27 protein-coding genes and 1 pseudogene are annotated in these 20,318 nt (G+C 37.9%); 17 read left to right on the top strand and 11 right to left on the bottom strand.

What is annotated here, in order from left to right; translation table 11 throughout:
- The first annotated feature begins 32 nt into the window (after positions 1 to 32).
- The 6 genes from I4641_RS12055 (at position 33) to I4641_RS12080 (ending at position 5,479) form a co-directional block, all read left to right on the top strand.
- Positions 33 to 1,265, top strand: a complete 1,233-nt coding sequence (locus tag I4641_RS12055) for a DHH family phosphoesterase (protein ID WP_229640777.1) — start codon at positions 33 to 35, stop codon at positions 1,263 to 1,265.
- Positions 1,266 to 1,299: 34 nt separating this feature from the next.
- Positions 1,300 to 1,842 carry a 16S rRNA (guanine(966)-N(2))-methyltransferase RsmD gene (rsmD, locus tag I4641_RS12060; protein WP_229640778.1) on the top strand — a complete coding sequence of 181 codons (543 nt, stop codon included), beginning with the start codon at positions 1,300 to 1,302 and terminating at the stop codon, positions 1,840 to 1,842.
- Positions 1,843 to 2,501: 659 nt separating this feature from the next.
- Complete coding sequence (locus I4641_RS12065) at positions 2,502 to 2,723, top strand: DUF2811 domain-containing protein (protein ID WP_229640779.1); 222 nt, start codon at positions 2,502 to 2,504, stop codon at positions 2,721 to 2,723.
- 46 nt (positions 2,724 to 2,769) lie between these two features.
- Positions 2,770 to 3,384 carry an aminoacyl-tRNA hydrolase gene (gene pth / locus I4641_RS12070; RefSeq protein WP_229640780.1) on the top strand — a complete coding sequence of 205 codons (615 nt, stop codon included), beginning with the start codon at positions 2,770 to 2,772 and terminating at the stop codon, positions 3,382 to 3,384.
- Positions 3,385 to 3,716: 332 nt separating this feature from the next.
- Positions 3,717 to 4,562, top strand: a complete 846-nt coding sequence (locus I4641_RS12075; RefSeq protein ID WP_229640781.1) for a class I SAM-dependent methyltransferase — start codon at positions 3,717 to 3,719, stop codon at positions 4,560 to 4,562.
- 203 nt (positions 4,563 to 4,765) lie between these two features.
- Positions 4,766 to 5,479: a response regulator gene (locus I4641_RS12080; protein WP_229640782.1), complete on the top strand. Its 714-nt coding sequence runs from the start codon at positions 4,766 to 4,768 to the stop codon at positions 5,477 to 5,479.
- Between the two features lie 58 nt (positions 5,480 to 5,537).
- On the opposite strand, the gene I4641_RS12085 is transcribed toward I4641_RS12080, so the two are convergent.
- The 8 genes from I4641_RS12085 to I4641_RS12120 form a co-directional block, all read right to left on the bottom strand.
- The gene (locus I4641_RS12085; RefSeq protein WP_229640783.1) at positions 5,538 to 6,059 is read right to left on the bottom strand and encodes a sll1618 family protein; all 522 of its coding nucleotides are present in this window, start codon (positions 6,057 to 6,059) and stop codon (positions 5,538 to 5,540) included.
- 174 nt (positions 6,060 to 6,233) lie between these two features.
- Positions 6,234 to 6,353 carry a photosystem II reaction center protein J gene (locus tag I4641_RS12090; RefSeq protein ID WP_229640784.1) on the bottom strand — a complete coding sequence of 40 codons (120 nt, stop codon included), beginning with the start codon at positions 6,351 to 6,353 and terminating at the stop codon, positions 6,234 to 6,236.
- 52 nt (positions 6,354 to 6,405) lie between these two features.
- On the bottom strand, positions 6,406 to 6,525 hold the full coding sequence (gene psbL / locus I4641_RS12095) for a photosystem II reaction center protein PsbL (protein ID WP_229640785.1): 120 nt from the start codon (positions 6,523 to 6,525) through the stop codon (positions 6,406 to 6,408).
- A 16-nt stretch (positions 6,526 to 6,541) separates the two neighbouring features.
- The gene (gene psbF / locus I4641_RS12100) at positions 6,542 to 6,676 is read right to left on the bottom strand and encodes a cytochrome b559 subunit beta (protein WP_106240219.1); all 135 of its coding nucleotides are present in this window, start codon (positions 6,674 to 6,676) and stop codon (positions 6,542 to 6,544) included.
- A gap of 30 nt (positions 6,677 to 6,706) precedes the next feature.
- Complete coding sequence (psbE, locus tag I4641_RS12105) at positions 6,707 to 6,952, bottom strand: cytochrome b559 subunit alpha (protein ID WP_229640786.1); 246 nt, start codon at positions 6,950 to 6,952, stop codon at positions 6,707 to 6,709.
- Between the two features lie 93 nt (positions 6,953 to 7,045).
- Entirely contained in the window at positions 7,046 to 8,104 is a 1,059-nt protein-coding gene (locus tag I4641_RS12110) for a photosynthesis system II assembly factor Ycf48 (protein WP_229640787.1), read from the bottom strand.
- A gap of 123 nt (positions 8,105 to 8,227) precedes the next feature.
- Positions 8,228 to 8,611 (bottom strand): rubredoxin, encoded by a 384-nt coding sequence (locus I4641_RS12115; RefSeq protein WP_229640788.1) that lies wholly within the window; start codon positions 8,609 to 8,611, stop codon positions 8,228 to 8,230.
- Between the two features lie 133 nt (positions 8,612 to 8,744).
- On the bottom strand, positions 8,745 to 9,281 hold the full coding sequence (locus tag I4641_RS12120; protein WP_229640789.1) for a Crp/Fnr family transcriptional regulator: 537 nt from the start codon (positions 9,279 to 9,281) through the stop codon (positions 8,745 to 8,747).
- 292 nt (positions 9,282 to 9,573) lie between these two features.
- Between I4641_RS12120 and I4641_RS12125 the strand changes: the two genes are divergently transcribed.
- Positions 9,574 to 9,762 carry a hypothetical protein gene (locus I4641_RS12125; RefSeq protein WP_229640790.1) on the top strand — a complete coding sequence of 63 codons (189 nt, stop codon included), beginning with the start codon at positions 9,574 to 9,576 and terminating at the stop codon, positions 9,760 to 9,762.
- A gap of 4 nt (positions 9,763 to 9,766) precedes the next feature.
- On the opposite strand, the gene cobJ is transcribed toward I4641_RS12125, so the two are convergent.
- Complete coding sequence (gene cobJ, locus I4641_RS12130) at positions 9,767 to 11,629, bottom strand: precorrin-3B C(17)-methyltransferase (protein ID WP_229640791.1); 1,863 nt, start codon at positions 11,627 to 11,629, stop codon at positions 9,767 to 9,769.
- A 112-nt stretch (positions 11,630 to 11,741) separates the two neighbouring features.
- Positions 11,742 to 12,050, bottom strand: a complete 309-nt coding sequence (locus I4641_RS12135; protein WP_229640792.1) for a hypothetical protein — start codon at positions 12,048 to 12,050, stop codon at positions 11,742 to 11,744.
- Between the two features lie 363 nt (positions 12,051 to 12,413).
- Here I4641_RS12135 and I4641_RS12140 point away from each other — a divergent pair, with 363 nt between their 5' ends.
- The 10 genes from I4641_RS12140 to I4641_RS12185 all read left to right on the top strand — a co-directional run bounded on the left by I4641_RS12140 (position 12,414) and on the right by I4641_RS12185 (position 19,836).
- A complete protein-coding gene (locus tag I4641_RS12140) occupies positions 12,414 to 13,016 on the top strand; it encodes an SIR2 family protein (protein WP_229640793.1) in 603 nt (200 codons plus the stop codon).
- 105 nt (positions 13,017 to 13,121) lie between these two features.
- Positions 13,122 to 13,340 carry a hypothetical protein gene (locus tag I4641_RS12145; RefSeq protein ID WP_229640794.1) on the top strand — a complete coding sequence of 73 codons (219 nt, stop codon included), beginning with the start codon at positions 13,122 to 13,124 and terminating at the stop codon, positions 13,338 to 13,340.
- A gap of 35 nt (positions 13,341 to 13,375) precedes the next feature.
- The gene (accD, locus tag I4641_RS12150) at positions 13,376 to 14,302 is read left to right on the top strand and encodes an acetyl-CoA carboxylase, carboxyltransferase subunit beta (RefSeq protein WP_229640795.1); all 927 of its coding nucleotides are present in this window, start codon (positions 13,376 to 13,378) and stop codon (positions 14,300 to 14,302) included.
- Between the two features lie 15 nt (positions 14,303 to 14,317).
- Positions 14,318 to 14,692: a 4a-hydroxytetrahydrobiopterin dehydratase gene (locus tag I4641_RS12155; RefSeq protein WP_229640796.1), complete on the top strand. Its 375-nt coding sequence runs from the start codon at positions 14,318 to 14,320 to the stop codon at positions 14,690 to 14,692.
- A gap of 68 nt (positions 14,693 to 14,760) precedes the next feature.
- Positions 14,761 to 15,717, top strand: coding sequence for a FecR domain-containing protein (locus I4641_RS12160; RefSeq protein WP_229640797.1), 957 nt, complete (start codon positions 14,761 to 14,763; stop codon positions 15,715 to 15,717).
- Positions 15,718 to 16,023: 306 nt separating this feature from the next.
- Positions 16,024 to 16,578 carry a phycoerythrin subunit beta gene (gene cpeB / locus I4641_RS12165; RefSeq protein WP_229640798.1) on the top strand — a complete coding sequence of 185 codons (555 nt, stop codon included), beginning with the start codon at positions 16,024 to 16,026 and terminating at the stop codon, positions 16,576 to 16,578.
- 98 nt (positions 16,579 to 16,676) lie between these two features.
- Positions 16,677 to 17,171 carry a C-phycoerythrin subunit alpha gene (gene cpeA, locus I4641_RS12170; protein ID WP_229640799.1) on the top strand — a complete coding sequence of 165 codons (495 nt, stop codon included), beginning with the start codon at positions 16,677 to 16,679 and terminating at the stop codon, positions 17,169 to 17,171.
- A gap of 143 nt (positions 17,172 to 17,314) precedes the next feature.
- The gene (locus I4641_RS12175) at positions 17,315 to 17,920 is read left to right on the top strand and encodes a HEAT repeat domain-containing protein (protein ID WP_229640800.1); all 606 of its coding nucleotides are present in this window, start codon (positions 17,315 to 17,317) and stop codon (positions 17,918 to 17,920) included.
- 114 nt (positions 17,921 to 18,034) lie between these two features.
- Positions 18,035 to 18,946, top strand: a complete 912-nt coding sequence (locus tag I4641_RS12180) for a HEAT repeat domain-containing protein (protein ID WP_229640801.1) — start codon at positions 18,035 to 18,037, stop codon at positions 18,944 to 18,946.
- Between the two features lie 239 nt (positions 18,947 to 19,185).
- Positions 19,186 to 19,836, top strand: a complete 651-nt coding sequence (locus I4641_RS12185) for a ComF family protein (protein WP_229640802.1) — start codon at positions 19,186 to 19,188, stop codon at positions 19,834 to 19,836.
- 152 nt (positions 19,837 to 19,988) lie between these two features.
- On the opposite strand, the pseudogene I4641_RS12190 reads toward I4641_RS12185, so the two are convergent.
- Positions 19,989 to 20,264: pseudogene (locus tag I4641_RS12190) on the bottom strand (transposase); the annotation flags it as partial.
- Positions 20,265 to 20,318: the final 54 nt, after the last annotated feature.

Here is a 20,318-nt window from a genome sequence, read left to right on the forward strand (position 1 = left end):
GTAATCTTATAGTTGCCAATAACACTCAACATATGTCCTCAAACCTCAACACTTCTCTGGAACGTCGTCTGGCTAACAAAAAAGAAGTTACTAAAAAGCAGTTAGAAGCGGTAGATAGTAGCCAGTTTAATTCAGAAACTAAAAAAACTAATGACTTAAGTAAAACAGTCGAAAAACTAAGTCAAACTTTAGAGAAGCATCGGGGAGAGAAGCAAATTGTTGTGATTCAGGACTTTCCCGATCCTGATGCTTTATCTAGTGCTTGGACTTATCAGCTAATTGCTGCTAACTATCAAATTAGTTGTGACATTGTTTATGGTGGTACTTTATCCCACCAAGAAAATATTGCTTTAGTTAGGCTTACTGGTCTACCTGCTCAAAGAATTGTTAGTACTGGGTTAAAAGAAAAAGATTGGTCGGCATATCAAGGATCTGTCTTGATTGATAGCCAAGGTACAAACAGTCAGCTTTATTCTGTGGTAGAAGATGCAGGTATACCTTTGATTGTAGCCATAGATCACCATAGCAAACAAAAAGATCTAGACGCTGAATTTATCGATCTTCGTCCTCAAACCAGAGCAACCGCAACCATCCTAACTCAGTATATTCAATCGGGAATGTTAGATTTTGATAGTAGCAACGAGATCCATGTCAAATGTGCTACTGCTTTGATGCATGGCTTGAGATCGGATACTAATCGTTTGATGCAAGCCAAGGAAGAAGACTTTATTGCTGCTGCTTATTTGAGTCGTTTTTATGATTCTCAATTGTTAAATGCCGTCCTACAATCAGCGCGATCGCGTCGAGTTATGGACGTAATCGAACGAGCTTTAAGAAATCGCATTATTAAAAAGAATTTTTCTATTTCAGGGGTTGGTTATTTACGTTATGACGACCGGGATGCTATTCCCCAAGCAGCAGATTTTTTGGTAACAGAAGAAGATATTCACACCGCAGTAGTTTATGGCATTGTTCATAATGAAGACAACGATAAAGAATTAGTTATTGGTTCGTTAAGAACGACTAAATTAACTTTAGACCCCGATGAATTTATTAAGGAAACTTTGGGTCAAGATACTCAAGGAAGATTCTTTGGTGGCGGTCGATATATGGCTGGTGGATTTGAAATCCCTGTCGGTTTCTTGAATGGTTTTAATGATAATTCAGAATATACTAAGCTCAAGTGGGAAGTTTTTGATACTCAAATTAAGCAGAAGTTAATGCGTTTGGTTGAGCCTGAAGATAACGTAATTTCAACTGATTAAACTTGGTCATTGGTCATTCTCCAAACCATAGGATATGAGAATTTACGGTAATAGACAGCTAAAAACTTTACCAGGACAAAAAACTCGCCCTACTGCTGCAAGGGTGAGAGAAGCACTGTTTAATATCTGGCGCGATCGCATTGCTGATTGTCGTTGGTTAGACTTATGTGCGGGAAATGGTTCGATGGGTGCAGAAGCTTTATGTCGCGGTGCTAGCAAAGTAGTTGGTATCGAAAAATATAGCAAAGCTTGTAGCATAATAGAACAAAATTGGCAGACAATAGCCCGACCAGAACAGTCTTTTCAGGTAATTAAAGGTGACGTATTAGTCAAAATCAAAGCATTAGAAGGGCAGCAATTTGATTGGATTTATTTCGATCCGCCCTATGATAGTTATCTCTATTTGCCAGTTTTAAAAGCGATTTCTGCTCTACAGCTAGTGACCCCAGAAGGAGCGATCGCGGTGGAATATAACCCTAAAATCTGGCAAGCCAAACAAGTACCTGAATTGGAGATGTATCGTACCACAACCTATGGTAATACAAGCTTAAGTTTTTATGCAGTAAATGTTCGGTAAATTCCGTTTATAAGCTTAAAGACTAGTACTTTAGTATTTTTTTTGATCAAGCAAAGAAAAGTTATTATTTCTTATTTTAAGCGACTATTTTACCCCATAGATTCCTCCCTATTTCCACAAATGGTTGCAATATTTTCCACATTTTACCCAGGTTTTTCCACAGGGCATGACGCAGCAATATACTGTTGAGTATTGAACCGTGGATTTTATAATTTACCAATTATTAATCATTTATTAACCATGAAATGCGAATAAATGTAACAAAAAAAGGGTGCTAACCCCATACATTGCGTAAACCAATAAATTTTTACCGACTTGTGTTAATATTTCGTAATATTGACAAATGCCCCCCATTTCAGACGACAATGAATCGGTAAGCAATTTAGCAAGCACTCAAAAACTATAGTTTGGTCGCGATCGCCTAAGGCTTTGTTTTTAGTAATTGAGCAAGGCAATCTGTAAAGCCATTTTTAAAACTTCTCACCTTAGATAGAAGATTTTCTGAACCATCAAAGGTTCGCTGCCTTTTTCAGACGGTGCTTGACGTTGACCTTGAAAAGCAGTTAAAAGCACATTGGTTTTGCATTCTTAAACAGAAAGCATTGTTTTGTGTCTCATAAAAACCCAAAAATCATATTAATTGGAGCATTTAACCAACCATGAACTCTAATGTAAGCATCCTGGCAGAAATCCCCGAAGAACTTCATTTATCATTAAAAAACTATTTAGAAACCCATCCACATTGGGATCAAGATCGGGTTTTTGCTGCGGCTCTATCTTTGTTTCTGTTACAAAACAACAACGGACAAAATAGCGAGGCGTCCCAGAATTATCGAGCTTGTGCCAGAGTTTATTTAGAAACCCTATTCCAATCTAATTAGGTAGTAAAATACTTTATTGCCTATCTTTACTGTTTGTTAATTGGCTGTGAGTACTGATTCTACTGCGTTGATAATTCCTGAATTGATTGTTGGCTTGGGTAATCCCGAATCAAAATATGACAATACTAGACACAACATTGGTTTTAGCGCGGTTGATGAACTAGCTAAAATTTGGCAACTCGATCCCAAAGAACATAAGCGTTTTCAAGGTTTATTTGCTGAAGGTGTCGCTCCAGGAGGTAAGAAAATTCGTCTGTTGAAGCCTCTTACTTACATGAATCGTTCGGGACAATCAGTCAGAGCAGTCACAGACTGGTATAAGCTCAAGCCTCAATCCGTCTTAGTTATTTATGATGATATGGATTTGCCTGTGGGGAGGTTAAGAATGCGCCTCACAGGCTCGGCAGGAGGGCATAATGGAATGAAGTCGATTATTTCTCATTTAGGAGGAAAAGACTTTCCTCGCCTGAGAATTGGTATCGGTAAATCGGCTGATGGAAAACAAACAGTGACCCACGTTTTGGGTAAATTTGCTTCTGCTGAGAACAAAATAATTGAAGAAGTTTTGTATGTTTGTGTTAAAGCGATCGAATTTAGTTTAAAAGAAGGGATAGAAAAATCAATGAGTCGCTACAACAGCTTTTCGGTCAATATCGAATAATACAAATTTTGACGAACAAATAAAAAACCCCAGCTACCAGACTGGAGTTTATCAGGAGAAGTTGATTTTGAGAAGATTGTTGACTTGCTTTCGCACTCTGTTGCCAATAAATTTAACTGAGTAACTTGTAGATAAAAAACTAAATATATAAATATAAAACGTTGAATACACTTAGAAGTATTGCCCTGAGTTAATTTAAACTCCGAATTAATGCTATCTAAATGATTTCTATTTATCTATTAACTACCTTTGTTAACTTATGTTTCTAAATATAGCAGATATTTGTTAATTTATGTAACTTTTTTTAATTTTTAGCAGGAGATAAACTCAAAATGACCAACTCCCAAGCTTGGCATGGAGATGTATCGAGCCTATTAAACAATATTTATCGTTGTGCAGATAAAAGTAGTTGGTATGGCAGTGTAATAGATGCTTATGATCGCACTAGACCCAGATATCCCGCTATATTGCTCGACAAAATGCAAAATATAGCACAACTCAAGCCAGGGAAAGAAGTCTTGGAAATTGGTTCGGGGCCTGGTATTGCTACTATTGAGTTAGCTAAATTAGGATTGAATATAGTTGCAGTCGAGCCGAATTTATCCGCTTGCCAATTAGCCAAACAAAAATGTATCGATTATCCCCAGGTAAAGTTTGTCAACAGTACTTTTGAAGAGTGGGGTTTGGAGGAGCAAAAATTTGATGCCATAATTGCTACAACTTCTTTTCATTGGGTAACACCAGAAGTGAGGATGAAAAAAACCGCATCCGCTTTAAAAGATGATGGTTATTTAGTTTTATTGTGGAATACTCCGCCCCAACCTAGTTATGAAGTAGCTCAAGAATTAACTCCAATTTATCAGACCCATGCACCAGAATTAGCACCACAGGAAGATCTGCAAAATCATCAGAAAAATATCGGTAAGTTTGGTCGAGAAATAATCGATTCGGGCTACTATCAAGACTTAGTCAGGGAACAAATCATTTGTCAGGTCAGTTATACAGTCGATGAATATTTAACTTTATTGACTACTCTTTCTTCGTTTATCAGATTAGAATCATCCTCAAGAAATACTTTGTTAGCAGAGTTAAAACAAGTATTGGGATCGAGTTATGGCGATCGCTTGGAATTGTTTTATCTTTCTATGTTTCAGATTGCTTCCAAATCACTTTACTAATTTCTAGATCTCGACCGCAGAAGACAAAATCGTCCCAAATCATAAAAGTAAAAGATAGACATAACTATAAAAGTGATCTATGTTGTTGGCATTAAATAATTATGCACCGATAATTATCTAAAAGGCTGAATGTAAAACTACAAGTTTCCCCTGTCAGTCTGTAAATTATTCTTTTCTAAATTCTTAGTTTACTGCTTAAAATTATGCATACAGCTTCTGCAAAAATCTTAGTCGTAGATGACGATCCTGCAATTCGTAATTTAATATATCGTTTTCTCAGTCAAAAAAACTATTTGCTGGAGTCAGCCGAAAACGGGCAAACTGCATTAAAAATTTTTGAACAGTTCAACCCAGATTTAGTAATACTTGACGTTAATCTTCCCGATGCTCTGGGCTACAATCTTTGTCAAGAAATGCAGAGCAATACTGATGTATTTATTCTGATGCTAACCAGCCGTTCTGATGCAGCTGACAAAAAAGAAGGATTTTTAAAAGGCGCAGATGACTATTTAACCAAACCTTTCGATCTCCAAGAATTGGAATATCGTGTCAAAGCTATTTTAAAACGACAAAGAACAGTTACAACATCAGAGAAACAACCTTTAGTATTTAGCAATCTGATCATAGATCCCGTACGTAGAGAAGTGAAAATCAATGAGGAATTAATTCCATTAACAGCATTAGAATTCGATCTACTGCATTTTTTAGCCACCAGACCTGGAAGAGTATGGCGAAGAGACGAGCTAATTCAAAATGTTTGGGATTATGACTATGTAGGGGATCAAAGAGTTGTGGATGTCCATATCGGTCAAATCAGGAAAAAAATTGAGATAGATTGTGCCGAACCTTGTTTTATTCAGACTGTTCGGGGTGTTGGCTATAAATTTGAAGTTGATAGTGTATCGAGTACAATTTAATATTTTATTGGAATAACATTAGATCTAGATCGGATCAACTAACCTCATTTTAATTTTATTAAACCAAAGTATCTACAATTGCTTTTTGAATTGCTTCTTGCTGTTCGACATCATAGCCCCAACGCTCTATAAAATCATCATAATAACCTTTTCCAGTAGAGATTGTGGTTTTTAGTTTTTCGAGTTCTTGATCGATTTGATCTAGTTTGATTTGCTGAATTAAATTGCTAGTACGTCGATAAACTTTTTGCGAACCTCGGACATTATCTAGGTCTCCATTACGAGCATGAGCGATCGCCATGGCAGAGGACATAGCTAAATTTTTAACTAATAATTCACTCACTATTTCTATCGAAGATTTTAAGCCATTAATCGTACCTAGAGAAGGTCTATCTGCCAATAACATGTCACTGGTTAAGTAAGTTACAAAAAATCCTCTTCCGCCATTTTTGGTACTTACTATAGAGGAAACTTCTTTTTCTATGTTGGTTTCGTCTAATTTGCCAGCATTTATTTTATTCATTAATGATTGAGTCGCTTCGATAGCTTGAGGAAATGAGAGGGATTTATTGATTGTCATGGGTTCAAAGTAGGATAATTTACTACTAATAATATATTAAGAAATATGTTATTCAAGATAAAATTAATAATTAATATGCGAGAACAATACCAAAAAACCGCCTAGCAAAATACTGGGCGGTTTTTAATACCTATTGGTTCTACTTTTAAAGGTGTAATTAGACGGTATTAAACTCTACATTCCAGAGCCAACACCAGCATAAGCACCGTAGAAAAAGACACCAACAACTGCGATGACACCCATGCCAGCAACTGTTGCCACAATCCACAAAGGAATTCTTCCATCTGCAAACATTGTTATAAATCTCCTACTTGCTATTAATAATTAAATCGGTCAGAGTGTCGTTCTAGTTAAAGAAGTAACTAGAGAAAAGAATGCCAAGAACAGCAATCAAAAGTAAACCCAGATAAAGGGAAGTACGATTTAGCTCTACTGGCTGTCTATTAGGATTTGTTTGCTTATCCATGGTTTGTGTGATGCTCCTATCGTTGGATGAATTGCATAGAGGCGATCGCCCCTAAAAAGAATACAGTGGGTACTGCAAGAGTGTGGATTGCCAACCATCTAACGGTAAAGATGGGGTAAGAAATGGGTTGATTAGGACTATTGCCTGTCATATTTTTTTCCTATTATTTTGTCAACAAATTTTATTGATTAAATTCTTTGATTTGCTCTTTTGCGTCATAGCGATCGCTAATTACGGGTAACTCGATTCGATCCTGAGTAAAGTACTCATTAGGACGGGGAGTGCCAAAAGCATCGTAAGCAAGTCCAGTGCTAACAAATAACCATCCTGCAACAAACAACATGGGAATAGTAACGCTATGGATTACCCAATAACGAATGCTCGTAATAATATCGGAAAATGGACGTTCTCCAGTATCTCCTGCCATAATTTCTATTTCTCCTTATTAAAAGTTTTAAAGCTTTCTACATAATACGAAACAAAGGTATCTGCCTACAACCATAAAAGTTTCCAAAAACTTCTAAGTGGCAGTACCAGCTTCGGGTACATATTTAAGTATTGTGCCTCGTTCGCCCAAAATAAAGCCTTTTTCGGGAGAAACAAACACTACTTTGTAAAAATTGGATGGTGCGTCTTCCACATCGCGGTCTTTTGACCAGGTTTCTCCACCATCACTACTAACTAATAGATTAGCACTACCACCTGACAACCACATTTCTTGAGGGGTACGATATGCCACATCTAAAAATCCCCAACTAGCGGAAAATTCGGGATAAATTGGTTCTCCCCAGGCTTCATAATCATTAGCCGATTCGCTAAATTGAATTTGACCGCCACGAGCAAGTAACCACAGCCTACCATCTTCACTAAAGCCCATATTTTGTAAGCGACGGGAAGAAGTTCGCTGGTGAGGAACCCACTCAGTCGATCCTGGTTCCCAAGTAGAATAGAAATTACCTTTAGCAGAAACTGCTACATATCTACCGTCATTAGAACGCTTGATACTTCTGGCAACCCCTACAGAACCTTCCACTAAAGCTTTCCAATTTTTGCCACTATCACTAGTTTTATAAATAGCACCTAAGTTAGTTACCATTTCGGCAGTGGAGCGATCGAGAGCAATAATGCCTAGAGGAGAACCAGGTAATTTGCTGCTGAGAGGAATGCGCGACCAGTTAGTACCACCATCAACCGTATGAAGCAGTATTGAAGGCTGACCGACAATCCAACCTTCGTCTCCATCAAAGCTAATTGCTTCTAATGATACTTTTTCATCTCCGAGATCGATTTCTTTTTGCGACCAAGTTTCTCCACCATCAGTGGTTTCAAACAAATTGGCTTGAGTTCCCACTAACCAACCGCGATCCAAATTACTGGTAAAAGCAAGATCGGAAAAGATCGCTTCTGAGGGTAAAGAAAGTACTTTCCAGGGATTAGTAATAGTGGAGGGAACTTTACTACAGCTAATACAAAATATACAAACTGCTAATAAGACAACTACTTGTTTTATTTTTTGAACGAAGGGAATGCGTGTTTTGACAGCGCAGATCCCATCGCGTTGTTGAATCAATGAATTCATAAACGTTTTGGTGACTGGTTAAGGCATATAAAAGCAATGTCTGGCAAAGCACAAACATACATTTGGATTAGGCAGAATAAAATAATTATTGTATTTTTTCCTCTTGCAGGTCGAAGACGGTTTCTAGTTCAAGCCGTATAAGCTAAGGAAAAACAAAAAACCTAGACCTAACGCTCCAAAAATTAAAATGTTTTTCTGGGAAGGAGTTAGACGATTTATTCCTAAGCCGTAATCTAAATTTTCAGCAAAACCAGAAGGTGCGCCCTGTGCGCCAATATCGACAAACTGAGTTTTGCGAACTCCACAGACAGGACATCGCCAATCATTAGATAATTCGGTAAACAGCGTACCAGCAGGGATATTTCCTTGATTATCTCCCTTTGATGGCACGTATACATATCCACAAGAGCGACATTCGTAACTCGACGGGGCTTGTTCGGCTAGAGTTTTCTCTTTAGATAGAGTTCCCTCTTGGACTGGTTGTTCTTCTTTGGCTGGCTCATTCATTGCTTTATGTTAAGCAAATATTAAAATATTTTTCTTTTATGAATTATCGCATAAAAACTACTGGTATGAGTTAGCAATGATAGGAGGAGGTTTGAAGAGATTTTTATTGAAGCAACATTAGCAGATCTGATTTTTAATTTTGCAGCAAAATAATATGTTGATTTTCTGGTTGTAGAATCAAATTTTCTCGCTCAAATTGATCTAAAATTTCACCCACAGTAATTTCATTCATGCCTAAGGCATGAGCTAGAATCAGCTCAGTTATTTTAAAGTCAATTAATCGTCCTTCAGGAATATCTCTACCGAACTTGATTCCTAACCATTGTAAAAATAGCCAGAGACGATCGCTTGTTTGAGGATTGCGAATGATATCTGATAGCTCTTGTATTTGTTTAATTCTATTTAGTAGATTACCCGATAGGGTATGCCATTGAATAGTAGGGATAGCGATCGCTTGAACATCTTTCATACATTGAAGGAAGTGCGGTTCCATATTAGATAAAGGTTTACCTACGACTTCTTGTGTACCCCAAAATCCCAAGATGATAGTTTTTCCCTGTTGATCGACTGTATAACTTTTGATAACGCCATCAATAATTAACCATAAATGATTTGATTCTTCGGGTAATACATCTCCCTGTTGAAAAAATCTCGTTATGTGTCTGTTCATTAAAAATTTAGATGACCTTAAATCAATCAGAAGATAATTTTTGGGAAAGAATTTCTCAACACATGGTTTTATCGGGAGTTTTATCGAAAATGTTAAAATTTATACAATAAAATTAACTCATTGAACTTATTTTCGTATAGTTCCCTTGCTCTATAAATCCCTGACACGATAGTCTGCTACTTTTCTAAAATCATCACAAGTGATTTTTAGGAATTTAAGAAAATAGTAAGTATGTATAACATATACTTACTATTATTATAAATTTGTTTATATATTCTCTTTTTTTATGAATATGGTAGAAATTGATGAGTGGGTTCAGCAAAACAAGTTACATATTTTTGCTAAAAAATTGGTTAGAAAAGAGCAATCTGACCTGGAACTAAGCAAAATTATCGAAGATGTTAAAACGACAGAACTCGAACTATGGGAGATTCTCCAATCAAATCTAGCTCAGTCTGAAAAGGATCAAGAGATCCTCTAGTATTTCATTCCTCGTTCCTCGTTCTATCCAAATATCCCCTGGGAGTAATCATCCAATCGGCATAGTTGCGGGTGGTAGTATTGCCAATAATTACGGTAGTGAGCATATCTATGGGATGTTCTAGCATCTGAGATAGGGTAGTAATGGTTACTTGTTCGTCTTGCCGATATGCACCCCTGACAATTGCCACAGGAGTATCTTCTTGACGATGTTGCACAAATATTGCTTGAGTCGTAACAATTTGTTCGGTACGTTTTTGCGATCGCGGATTATAAAGAGCCGTGATAAAATCACCACTAGCTGCTGCGTGGAGTCGTTTTTGAATTACCTCCCAGGGAGTTAACAAATCGCTCAAGCTGATGGCACAAAAATCGTGCATCAAAGGCGCACCTACTCTCGATGCTGCTGACTGGAGAGCAGATATACCAGGAAATACTCGTACCTGGGGGCTTTTGCCATTCCAACCTGCCTCCTGCAATTCTTCTAAAACCAAACCTGCCATACCATAGATCCCGCAGTCCCCTGAAGATACTACTGCTACAGTCAAACCCCACTGAGCCAGTTTAATTGCTCGCTGCGCTCGTTGTTGCTCTTGGGTAATGGGAGAAGCTTCGATTACTTGTTCGGGACGTTTTAAAGACTCAATTAAATCGAGATAAAGAGTATAACCAATTACTATATCAGCTTCTGTAATTGCAGTTTGGGCTGCGGGAGTGATTTGATTTAAGTCCCCAGGACCAATCCCTACTAAATATAATCTTCCAGTATGTCCGATATATTCTATATTTGCTTGGGCGATCGCGACGGTTACTGCTCCTAATTGAGTATCCGATTTAAAAATTTGTTTAGATACTTGGAGGTTTTCTCCTGCTAAAATAGCAGCAGCTTCGGCAACACTGGGAGTTCCCACTTCTTGTTGTACTATTTCCGAAGGAGTGGGAACATCAACTTTTTTTAATGCTTGGGGGGTAAAGGTTTTAAAAGGTAAATTACGTCGCTGGCATACCTGGATTATTCCTGCTTCGTCCGCTTTGAGGTCAATACTGGCAATTCCCGCGATCGCTTCTGTAGCATAATGATAGGTTTTGCAGGTTTCATCAATAGCTGTTTCAATTAATTGTGCTGATGTCCCTCTTTCACAACCAATACCGATCCAGAGGACTCTAGGATGCCACTGTACCTTGGGAAAATCAGATTTTGGCGCAATCTTACGTTTGGTCGGGCTAATCCAAATACGAGCCTGAGGATTGAGTTCTGCTGAGGATTCAGAAAACCCAAAATGAAAAGGATGACTGGGGGGTAAATGTTTCTGCCAAAGAGTCGAACCAGATTCTTGGATGACTTGTACTGTCGATTTCTTGGCGATCGCTGCCATTACTCCCGTCCAGTCTCCTTCTCCTTTGTGCCAACCATAAATGAACCCAAAAGTATCGATTGCGGGTAAACCAAAAGCACTAGACCCCCCTGTAACAATTGCTTTTGCTCCTAGCTGACGGGCGATTATTTGAGATAATAGATCCGCTTTGCCTTGATGTCCGCTACAAAGACTAACGACATAATTTCCTGACCCATCAATTACTATTACCGCAGGATCTTCTGCTTTATTTTTTAACAAAGGAGCGATCAATCTAACTACTGCACCCGCAGCCAAACAAAAAATGAAGGCTTGATTTTCCGCCCAAATAGAAGCCAAATGTTCCTTGAGAGAGCCTTCGTAATGTTGGGAATTCCCTTGTTTTTCTAATGAATCGGGCAACCAAAGTTGAATATTGGGGTCTTGGGTTAAGGGGGTTAATACTTGGGCTGCTTGAGAATAAGTTGCGATCGCCACTATGGGAGCAAACCGAGCGAAACAAGAATCTTCCACAATATTGCTCTCCTGACTATGGACTGGTAAACATGATTAATATACCAATTTGCCGAAAGCTACGGGAAGATAATTAATTATTGATACTTTTTATGACAAAGCCGAGAGAAATTTAACGACTACTGCCATTTACTCTGAGCAAAAATAAAGAAGATTTAACTTCATTGAGATAAGTTTCATCGTTAGCCATACTAGGGTTTAGCTTTCCTTGAGTAATTGCTCCTTTGACTAATGTTTCTGCATCCACTTTTCCTAGAAAAACTGCTTGGCGAAAAGTGGCATAGCCAGGAATTCCTTCACTCTTTAAACGTCCTTGGTATCCTTGAGATACTAAATTTTGAGGTGTTACTTCTGCTGCCATTGCAGGATTAGCAATCCCTGCTGATAGTAAAATTAAACTACTGTATAAAAGTTTTTTCATGACTTGAATATTATCTAAATAATTAACAATTAATTTGAACAGTACCGAAGCATTGGAAATCAATTAAACAAATATATTTATCAATCGAGTTTTGAACTTTTTGCTTCCAACACTCATGTCCTGTTTGATATTTCAAATTTATCACTAGTTTTTTAATAAAAGAACGATGATATGCAAAATTGACGATAAGTTCACTGATTATTATCTATTTTGTAAACTAACAGTTGATATATATATAGTAATTGTCAGCCCTTTGTTTTGATTCTGTAAAGCTTAATAACTACATCTTGCTTAAAAATATAATCTAAGTAAATATAATAATTCTGCTTTTTTTACTATTTGAAGGATTATTTTGTTTTCTAGATGATTAATAATATAAATATAGTTAAAGGATATCTAAATTTAATTGGTTCAGAAGAATCTTCTTGGTTGGGAGTGCCGACTCTAGAGGATATTAGAGAACATATAATAGTCAAATTGCAAAATTTAGAAGGTTCTATAGATCCACCACAACAGATCTGGGATTTGATTCATTTGATGGCAAAAACTCCTACGGCCGTAACCAGTCTCATGCGCTACTATTACGAACCTACTGATGAAGATCGCTTGCTCAAACGCAAACTTCCCAGTACTTTTCACGCTAATTTAGCTCGTTCAGTGGAGATGAAACCAGGGCAAGTAATAGTCACCACTAATCGAGATCGCTTGATAGAATGGGGATTAGCTAGAGCAGGTATTACTCCCCAAGTTATTAAAAACGAACATAATTTGGCAAAATTTAGTTCTTTTCACCATGCCAAATGCACTTTAATCAAGCTGAATGGAGATTACTTAGATTCCGACCGCCCTCAATTTGGCAAGAAATTTAGAATTTTTCTTAAAAAAGAAATACAACAGGTTTATACACCAACTGTTAGTAAATGTTCTCAAGCAGATAGAGACAAGTTTGCAGAATTTAATTTTTAGTTTTACTACCCAGAAAATTTTACAATGACAGAGTAAGAAAAAGATCGGATTCCCAATTTTTCTTAGATAAAACAGCTACCATAAATTCGAAAATAGTATAAATCAGTGTCTTGGATTACACTAAAGACGACAAAAGGTCGTTGGGAGGCAGAGTTAATGCAACAAATATTAACCGCCTACGATATTCCCTCTCGTGTTCTGAATATTGGCGCGGGAATTTATTGCGGACAAGGAAATCAAGCAGCACTACAGGTAAGATCTAAAGATCGCTGGACGGCTTTGCTGCTTTTGAGTCCTCCAGAAGATGTTCCCGAACTAAGTTAATACTAAAGCTCTATAAAAAAATTTAAAATAAGTCTATGTCATCTTTATTTGATTGGTTTGCTAACATTAGAAAAACTGAACCTGCGGTGCAAAAGCAACAAGAAAGAGAAATTGCTGATGGATTGTGGACGAAATGTAGTTCTTGCAATTCGGTAGCCTACACCAAAGATCTACAGGCAAATCAACTAGTCTGTCCAGAATGTAAATATCACAATCGAGTTGACAGCGACGAACGAATTAAGCAAATAACTGATGCTGGTACTTGGAAGCCTTTGGATGAAAATATACATCCCATCGATCCTCTTAAGTTTCGCGATCGCAAAGACTACCAAGCTAGATTGCAAGACTATCAATCTAAAACAGGTTTAACCGATGCAGTAACTACAGGTACGGGTTTAATCGACGGTCTACCTATTGCCTTGGGAGTAATGGATTTCCGCTTTATGGGCGGTAGTATGGGATCTGTGGTAGGAGAAAAACTTTGTCGTCTGATCGAACACGCTACTGCTGAAAGTTTTCCTGTAGTTATTGTCTGTGCTTCTGGTGGAGCTAGAATGCAGGAAGGTATGTTTAGCCTGATGCAAATGGCGAAAATTTCAGGGGCGTTGCAACGTCATCAAGAAGCTAAACTGCTTTATATTCCGATCCTGGCTCATCCGACAATGGGTGGCGTCACCGCTAGCTTTGCCATGTTAGGCGATATTATTCTTGCCGAACCGAAAGCTACCATTGGTTTTGCTGGAAGAAGAGTAATCGAACAAACCCTAAGAGAAAAATTACCCGATGGATTCCAAACTTCTGAATATCTTTTGGAACACGGTTTTGTCGATTCAATTGTGCCTCGGACTCAATTGAAGAAAACTCTAACTCAGTTGATTAGTCTGCACCAGCCTTTTTACACTCTGATGTCTCCTTTAGAACAAAATAACGGTCATCATTCAGAAGTAAGCGAAAAAGTTTAAATTAGGAATTCAATTATGTTTTCAATTTTCAAGCAGCCACTATTTAAAATAATGCTTTTGGTTGCAGCAGGTAGTTTTTGTTTATTTCCCTTAAACCTTAGAGCAAATACCATGTCTTTAACTCAGACCGAAATCGATAGCAAAATTACTGCTATTCCTCAATGGCAACAAAAAGATCGAACTCTAACTCGTACTTTTAAGTTTAAAAACTTTGTTAAAGCGATCGCTTTTGTTAACCAATTAGTTGAACCAGCCGAAGCAGCGGGACATCATCCAGATATTGAAATTTCCTACAATAAAGTCACCATATCCTTGACTACCCATGAATCAGGAGGAATAACCCAAATGGATTTCGACTTAGCTCAAACTATTTCCCAGCTAGCACAGTAAAAACTAGTTACTGCAAATATAGTCATTGAAAATACATTATTGTCTCAATATATCCGCTTCTGTTTTTTATGCAGCAGTTTTTCTATGGACATTCTAAAATCATTGCTAGCTTCTTTACCAAATTAGTTTCTAGCCTGGCAATAGCTTCTGTTTCGATTCATCCAGCCTCTGCCGATAGTGTGGTTAAGGAAGCTGAAATTTATCAAATACGCAATCAGGTAGATGTAAATTACAGAAATAAACCAAATTGGAATCGGGCTGAAGTCGGCGACAAAATTATTCCCAGGGATTCAGTCCGAACTGGGGCAGATTCTCGCGCTGATATCCTATTTAATGAAGGCACTTTGGTTAGAACGGGTGCGGGAACTACTTTCCGTTTTCCCCCAGGCAAACGTCGTTTTGAATTAACTAGCGGTGCTGCTTTGATTATGATTCGTCCCGAACAAGGGCAGAGTACTATTAGCACTCCTCAAGCCAAAATAGTTTCTCAAGGAACGGCTTTATTTATACAGCACAATCCTGGCAATAATTCCTCTTTGATCGGAGTTCTAACCGATAGTCCTGCGGGTTTAGTCAAAGTATCGGGGGTTGATGGTGATGTAACTATTCAACTACAAGCGGGTCAGTTTGTCTCCATTATTCAAGGAGTAGTTGGTTTGGTAGAACATTTTGTTTTGCCCATGTTTTATGAAACTGCTGAATTATCAGCAGGATTGGGAGAAACACCAGAAGAAATTGAAGCTATGCTTGCCAAAGAATCTCCCGAAGTTAGAGCGACTATTAGAGCGGTTAGAGCAGAAGCGATCAAACCATTACAAAATCAAATTGCCTGGCTTGAAGGTTTTTGCAAAGTCGATCTAGAAACTCAAAATTTATCTTCTTTGCTACAACTTTTGGGCATGGGTGTTTCCGATGTCAAACTAAATCTACAAGTTTCCGAAGCTGACTTATCAATAATTCCTTTTCGGTCTTTAACTGGCGCAACTTGGTTGAATCAATATTGCAAAACCAAGTCAACTCAATAATAATTGCGATCAAAATAATATAATTTTCATTAAATTAAGAAAAATTAATTTGAATAAAGTTTAATTTCAATATTACTGTTGCTTCGCCACATAAAGCTTTGACTAATGTATTTGATCAAAGCAAAGCAATTTGAATAGACAAAAGTGTAACAAGATTTACTTAAACATTACAGATTATTACTTTGTTTTTAATAAAAGAGATTTTAGTAGGGCTAATCTTTTATGTTTAATTTCGACAGGTGAATGAAAACACATCTGTCAAATTAGATAAAAACTAAATTTGTTGTCAAAATTAAGGAGAGCTCAATGCTTGACGCTTTTTCCAGAGCTGTAGTAAGTGCAGATAGCAAGACTGCTTGCATCGGTGGTGAAGAACTACAATCTCTAAAAACATTTATCGCAGACGGAAACAAACGCTTAGACGCTGTAAACGTAATTGCTAGTAACGCTAGCTGCATCGTATCTGACGCTGTTGCTGGTATGATTTGTGAAAACCAAGGCTTGATTCAAGCTGGTGGAAACTGCTACCCTAACCGTCGTATGGCTGCTTGCTTGCGTGATGGTGAAATCGTTTTACGTTACATCACTTATGCTGTGCTTTCTGGTGACGCTTCTGTTCTAGAAGATCGTTGCTTGAACGGCTTGAAAGAAACTTACACTGCTCTTGGTGTACCTCTTCAGTCCACTGGTCGTGCAGTTGGTATTATGAAAGCTTCTTCTTTAGCTCACATCAACGGTAACAACAGCGAAGCTGCTGGTGGCTCTAGATATAAGAAAAACGAAATGATCGATGGAGATTGCTCTGCTATAACTTCTGAAGCAGCAAGCTACTTTGATCGTGTAATTTCTGCTCTTAGCTAAAAACCCCTTGTGATTTAGCCAATAATCCCAAACAATTGGCGAAAAGTGAATATATTCTCGCTTTTTTAGAATAAGCAATTCAGGAGATATCCAAAACTATGAAATCTGTTGTAACTACAGTTGTTACTGCTGCTGACGCTGCAGGACGCTTTCCTTCTACTTCTGACCTAGAGTCAGTTCAAGGTAGTCTTCAACGTGCTGCTGCTCGTATGGAAGCTGCTGAGAAACTAGCTAGCAACATCGATAATGTTGCTCAAGAAGCTTACGATGCTTGCATCAAAAAGTATTCCTACTTAAATGATGCTGGTCAAGCTAACTCCAATGACACTTTCAAAAGCAAGTGTCTTCGCGACATCAAGCACTACATGCGCCTAGTTAACTACTGCCTGGTTGTTGGTGGTACTGGTCCTTTGGACGAATGGGGTATTGCTGGACAACGTGAAGTGTATCGCGCTCTAAACTTGCCTACTGCTCCTTACGTTGAGGCTCTAAGCTTTGCTCGTAACCGTGGTTGCGCTCCTCGCGATATGTCTGCTCAAGCTTTGGTTGAGTATAACGCTCTTCTAGACTATGTAATCAACTCTCTTTCATAAAAGAAAAGCTGTTAATCCAGCTTTATAACCAAGTAGATAGTTTTTCTGTTTGGTGAATGGGGGCTTTAGGTCTGTTGCTTTGACTTTTAATTAGTTTGAGTGTCAGTCTTAAAGCCCTCGTTGTTTTTTATTCTTTTCTTTATATGACTATAGACGCTATCTTTGAAAAACTGAAACATCCCAATCCTAATTTGCGGGGAAAAGCGATGTGGGAATTAGCCGAAGCCAGGGATGAAAACACTATTCCTCGTCTGATGGGTATTCTTGACGAAGAAGATGTGACCTATAGAAGAACTGCCGTCAAAACATTAGGGGTAATTGGTGCAGATGTTGTCCCCTACGTAGTTGATTCCTTGCTCAATAGCGATAATCCGACAGTGCGTTCTAGTTGTGCCAAAGCTTTAGCTCAGATTGTAGTCAACCATCCTGATATGCCGATGCCAGAGGAAGGCATACAAGGATTGAAACAAGCGTTAAACGATCCTAATCCTGTAGTGTATATTCCTGCGGTGATGACTTTGGGTGAAATAGGCTCGCCTGTCTTCGATTTATTAGTCAACACTCTCAAGACTTCTGATAACCCAGCAGTAGGAGTAACAATTATTAATGCTTTAGGTTCAATGGGCGATCCTAGGGGATTGAAAGTGTTAACTGAGCTTAGTCAAGATGAATCAGTCGATCCATATCTTCAAGAGTCGGCGGTTAGTGCTTTATCTCGTTTAGAGATGGTAATTAAATTCAATAGTTAATAATTTCCTTGACAGTCAAATTTTAGATTTAAAATTTAGGTAAATCTTATTAAAATTGACTCAAAGCTTCAACAACTTCTCGAACAACAGGCTAATTTAACCGTAAAGAATTAAATGATAGATATACCCAAAACTGCTAAAAATGGTGAGACTACATTACTTTCTCACGTAGAAACAGACGAACTATTAGCTAGAGTTAATCATCAAATTAGCCAAGGGACTTTCGACAAAGAAGATCAACAACTTATTTTGCAAATGGTTGAAGGTTTAGGAGATACAAGGGGAATGGTGCGCTTAGGATTTGCCGAAGCCTTAGGAAAAATAGGCAAACCTGCCGTTGAGCCTCTAATTGATGCTTTATTACATCATGCTAATGTAGTTGTTAGGCGTGCTGCTGCCAAGACTTTGACACTGATTGGAGATCCCCAAGCAGTTCCTCATTTAGTTTATGCTCTACTTAATGATGAAGATACGGTAGTTCAAGGTTCTTCAATTGGAGCATTAGCTCGTACGGGAGAAGCATCAGTTTCGTCTTTATTAGAAATATTAGCATCATCAAATTCTTCAGAAAGCCATAAAGGTCATGCAGCTTGGGCATTAGCGTTTATTGGTGCAAAGGCAAAAGATAGATTATATACTGCCTATGATTCTGATTCTCCTGAAGTACGTGCAGCAGTAGTAGGTGCAATTTCTAAAGTAGCCGAAGAAAATCGGGATGATACTAAAGCAATGAATTTATTACTAGAATCCCTACAAGATTCCTCAGCTAATGTTCGGAGTGAGGCAGCAGCAGTATTAGGTAATTTAAAGTACAAGGGAGCAATTCCTAAATTAACAGATTTACTCAATCATGAAGTGGGAGAAACTCGTAAATCCGCAGCTTTATCCTTAATGAAAATTTGCGATCGCGTTTCTATTGAACCATTAAAAGCAGCTTTAGATCGAGAAGCTGATGAAGAGATCAAGAAAGCTATTATCTTGGCTATTTCAATGTTAGAAAGACAATCCGAAACAGATGATTGGTAAAAGCTGAGACATTCTAATAATATAGGACTTACGCATCGTACAAAATCACTATATTTTGACAACGAAAATAGGTGATTGTAGCCTTATTTCAAACATCTTTTAAAAGGTGGCGATCGCCTAAAAGTGAAAAAACCAAAATTATAGATACCCAAAACCAATACCGCAGATTTAAATTTTTCTGTCAATGCGTAAGTCCTATAATAGTTAATCAATCTTAGGATTTTGGGAAAACTAAAAGTATGTTTAAACAATTGCTTTCGGTTTTCTTGGAATCTCAATGTCCTTGTTGTCAAAAAACTACTGCTCATACTTTTTGTAAATATTGTTTTAATAAGCTATCAAGCCATCAGTTAAAACAGCCCGATCGCACTGGATGGTGGGGAGAGACACCCGTGTTTGCTTGGGGTAGATATGACGGACAATTAAAAAGAGCGATCGCTTTAATGAAATATGACAACCATCCAGAAATAGGGATTATGTTAGGAAAATTGCTAGCCAAGACTTGGTTAGCCAGCAATTTGGCTAAATTTACTAAAATTAGCGTGATTCCTATACCCTTGCACCACCACAAAATGAAGGAAAGGAGTTTTAACCAGGCGGAAAAGATTGCCTTGGGTTTTTGTCAGTTAACTGGATATAGTTTGTCTTCTCAGGCTTTAATTCGAGTCAAAAAAACTCAAGCTATGTTTGACTTGAGTCCAGAAGAAAGAATTAAAAACTTGCAGGGTGCATTTCGTTTGGGAAAAAAGCCCCCGCAACATCCCGTATTATTGCTAGATGATATTTACACTATGGGAACAACAATTAAAGAATCAGCCAAAATTTTACGGCGTAATCAAATCAAGGTAATTGGCTCGGTAGTTGTAGCAAAAACAAGTAGCTACAATTAAACTATGTTGGCTCTACCGTAGGCATTGCTCAATGAGCAGTGGATCGTGCTGGGATAGGGACTTTTTTAAATCTTAAGTAATGCATCAAGAGTCGAACAGAATATTTCGGCTCTACCGTAATTCCCGTGGTAGACACTAGATATGGTGGGTAGTCAGGTAAGACTAAATCTTTGATAACCATGAACGTCAAGTGTGAGTCGTTGAAAAAGATGGTCTACATCAAAAATGCCATAGCAACGTCGCTTGAGCACCTTGACTCGGTTGTTAAAACCTTCGACGAAGCTACTGGTGAGTCGCTCCAGAAAATAGTTGGCAATCTGGTCAAGCCAGGTTTCTATAGTGCCTAAAAAGCTGTCGAACTGGGAAAGTTTACAGGAGCGTACTCGTTTACACCAAGCACGGATAGCACATTTAGCTCCCTTGGGAGTCAATACTTCTTGTTTAAGGATTAAGCAGTGCTAATAATCGAAAAAGTAAGCTGT

This window comes from Waterburya agarophytonicola KI4 (assembly GCF_020640915.1).
GTDB classification, from domain to species: domain Bacteria; phylum Cyanobacteriota; class Cyanobacteriia; order Cyanobacteriales; family Xenococcaceae; genus Waterburya; species Waterburya agarophytonicola.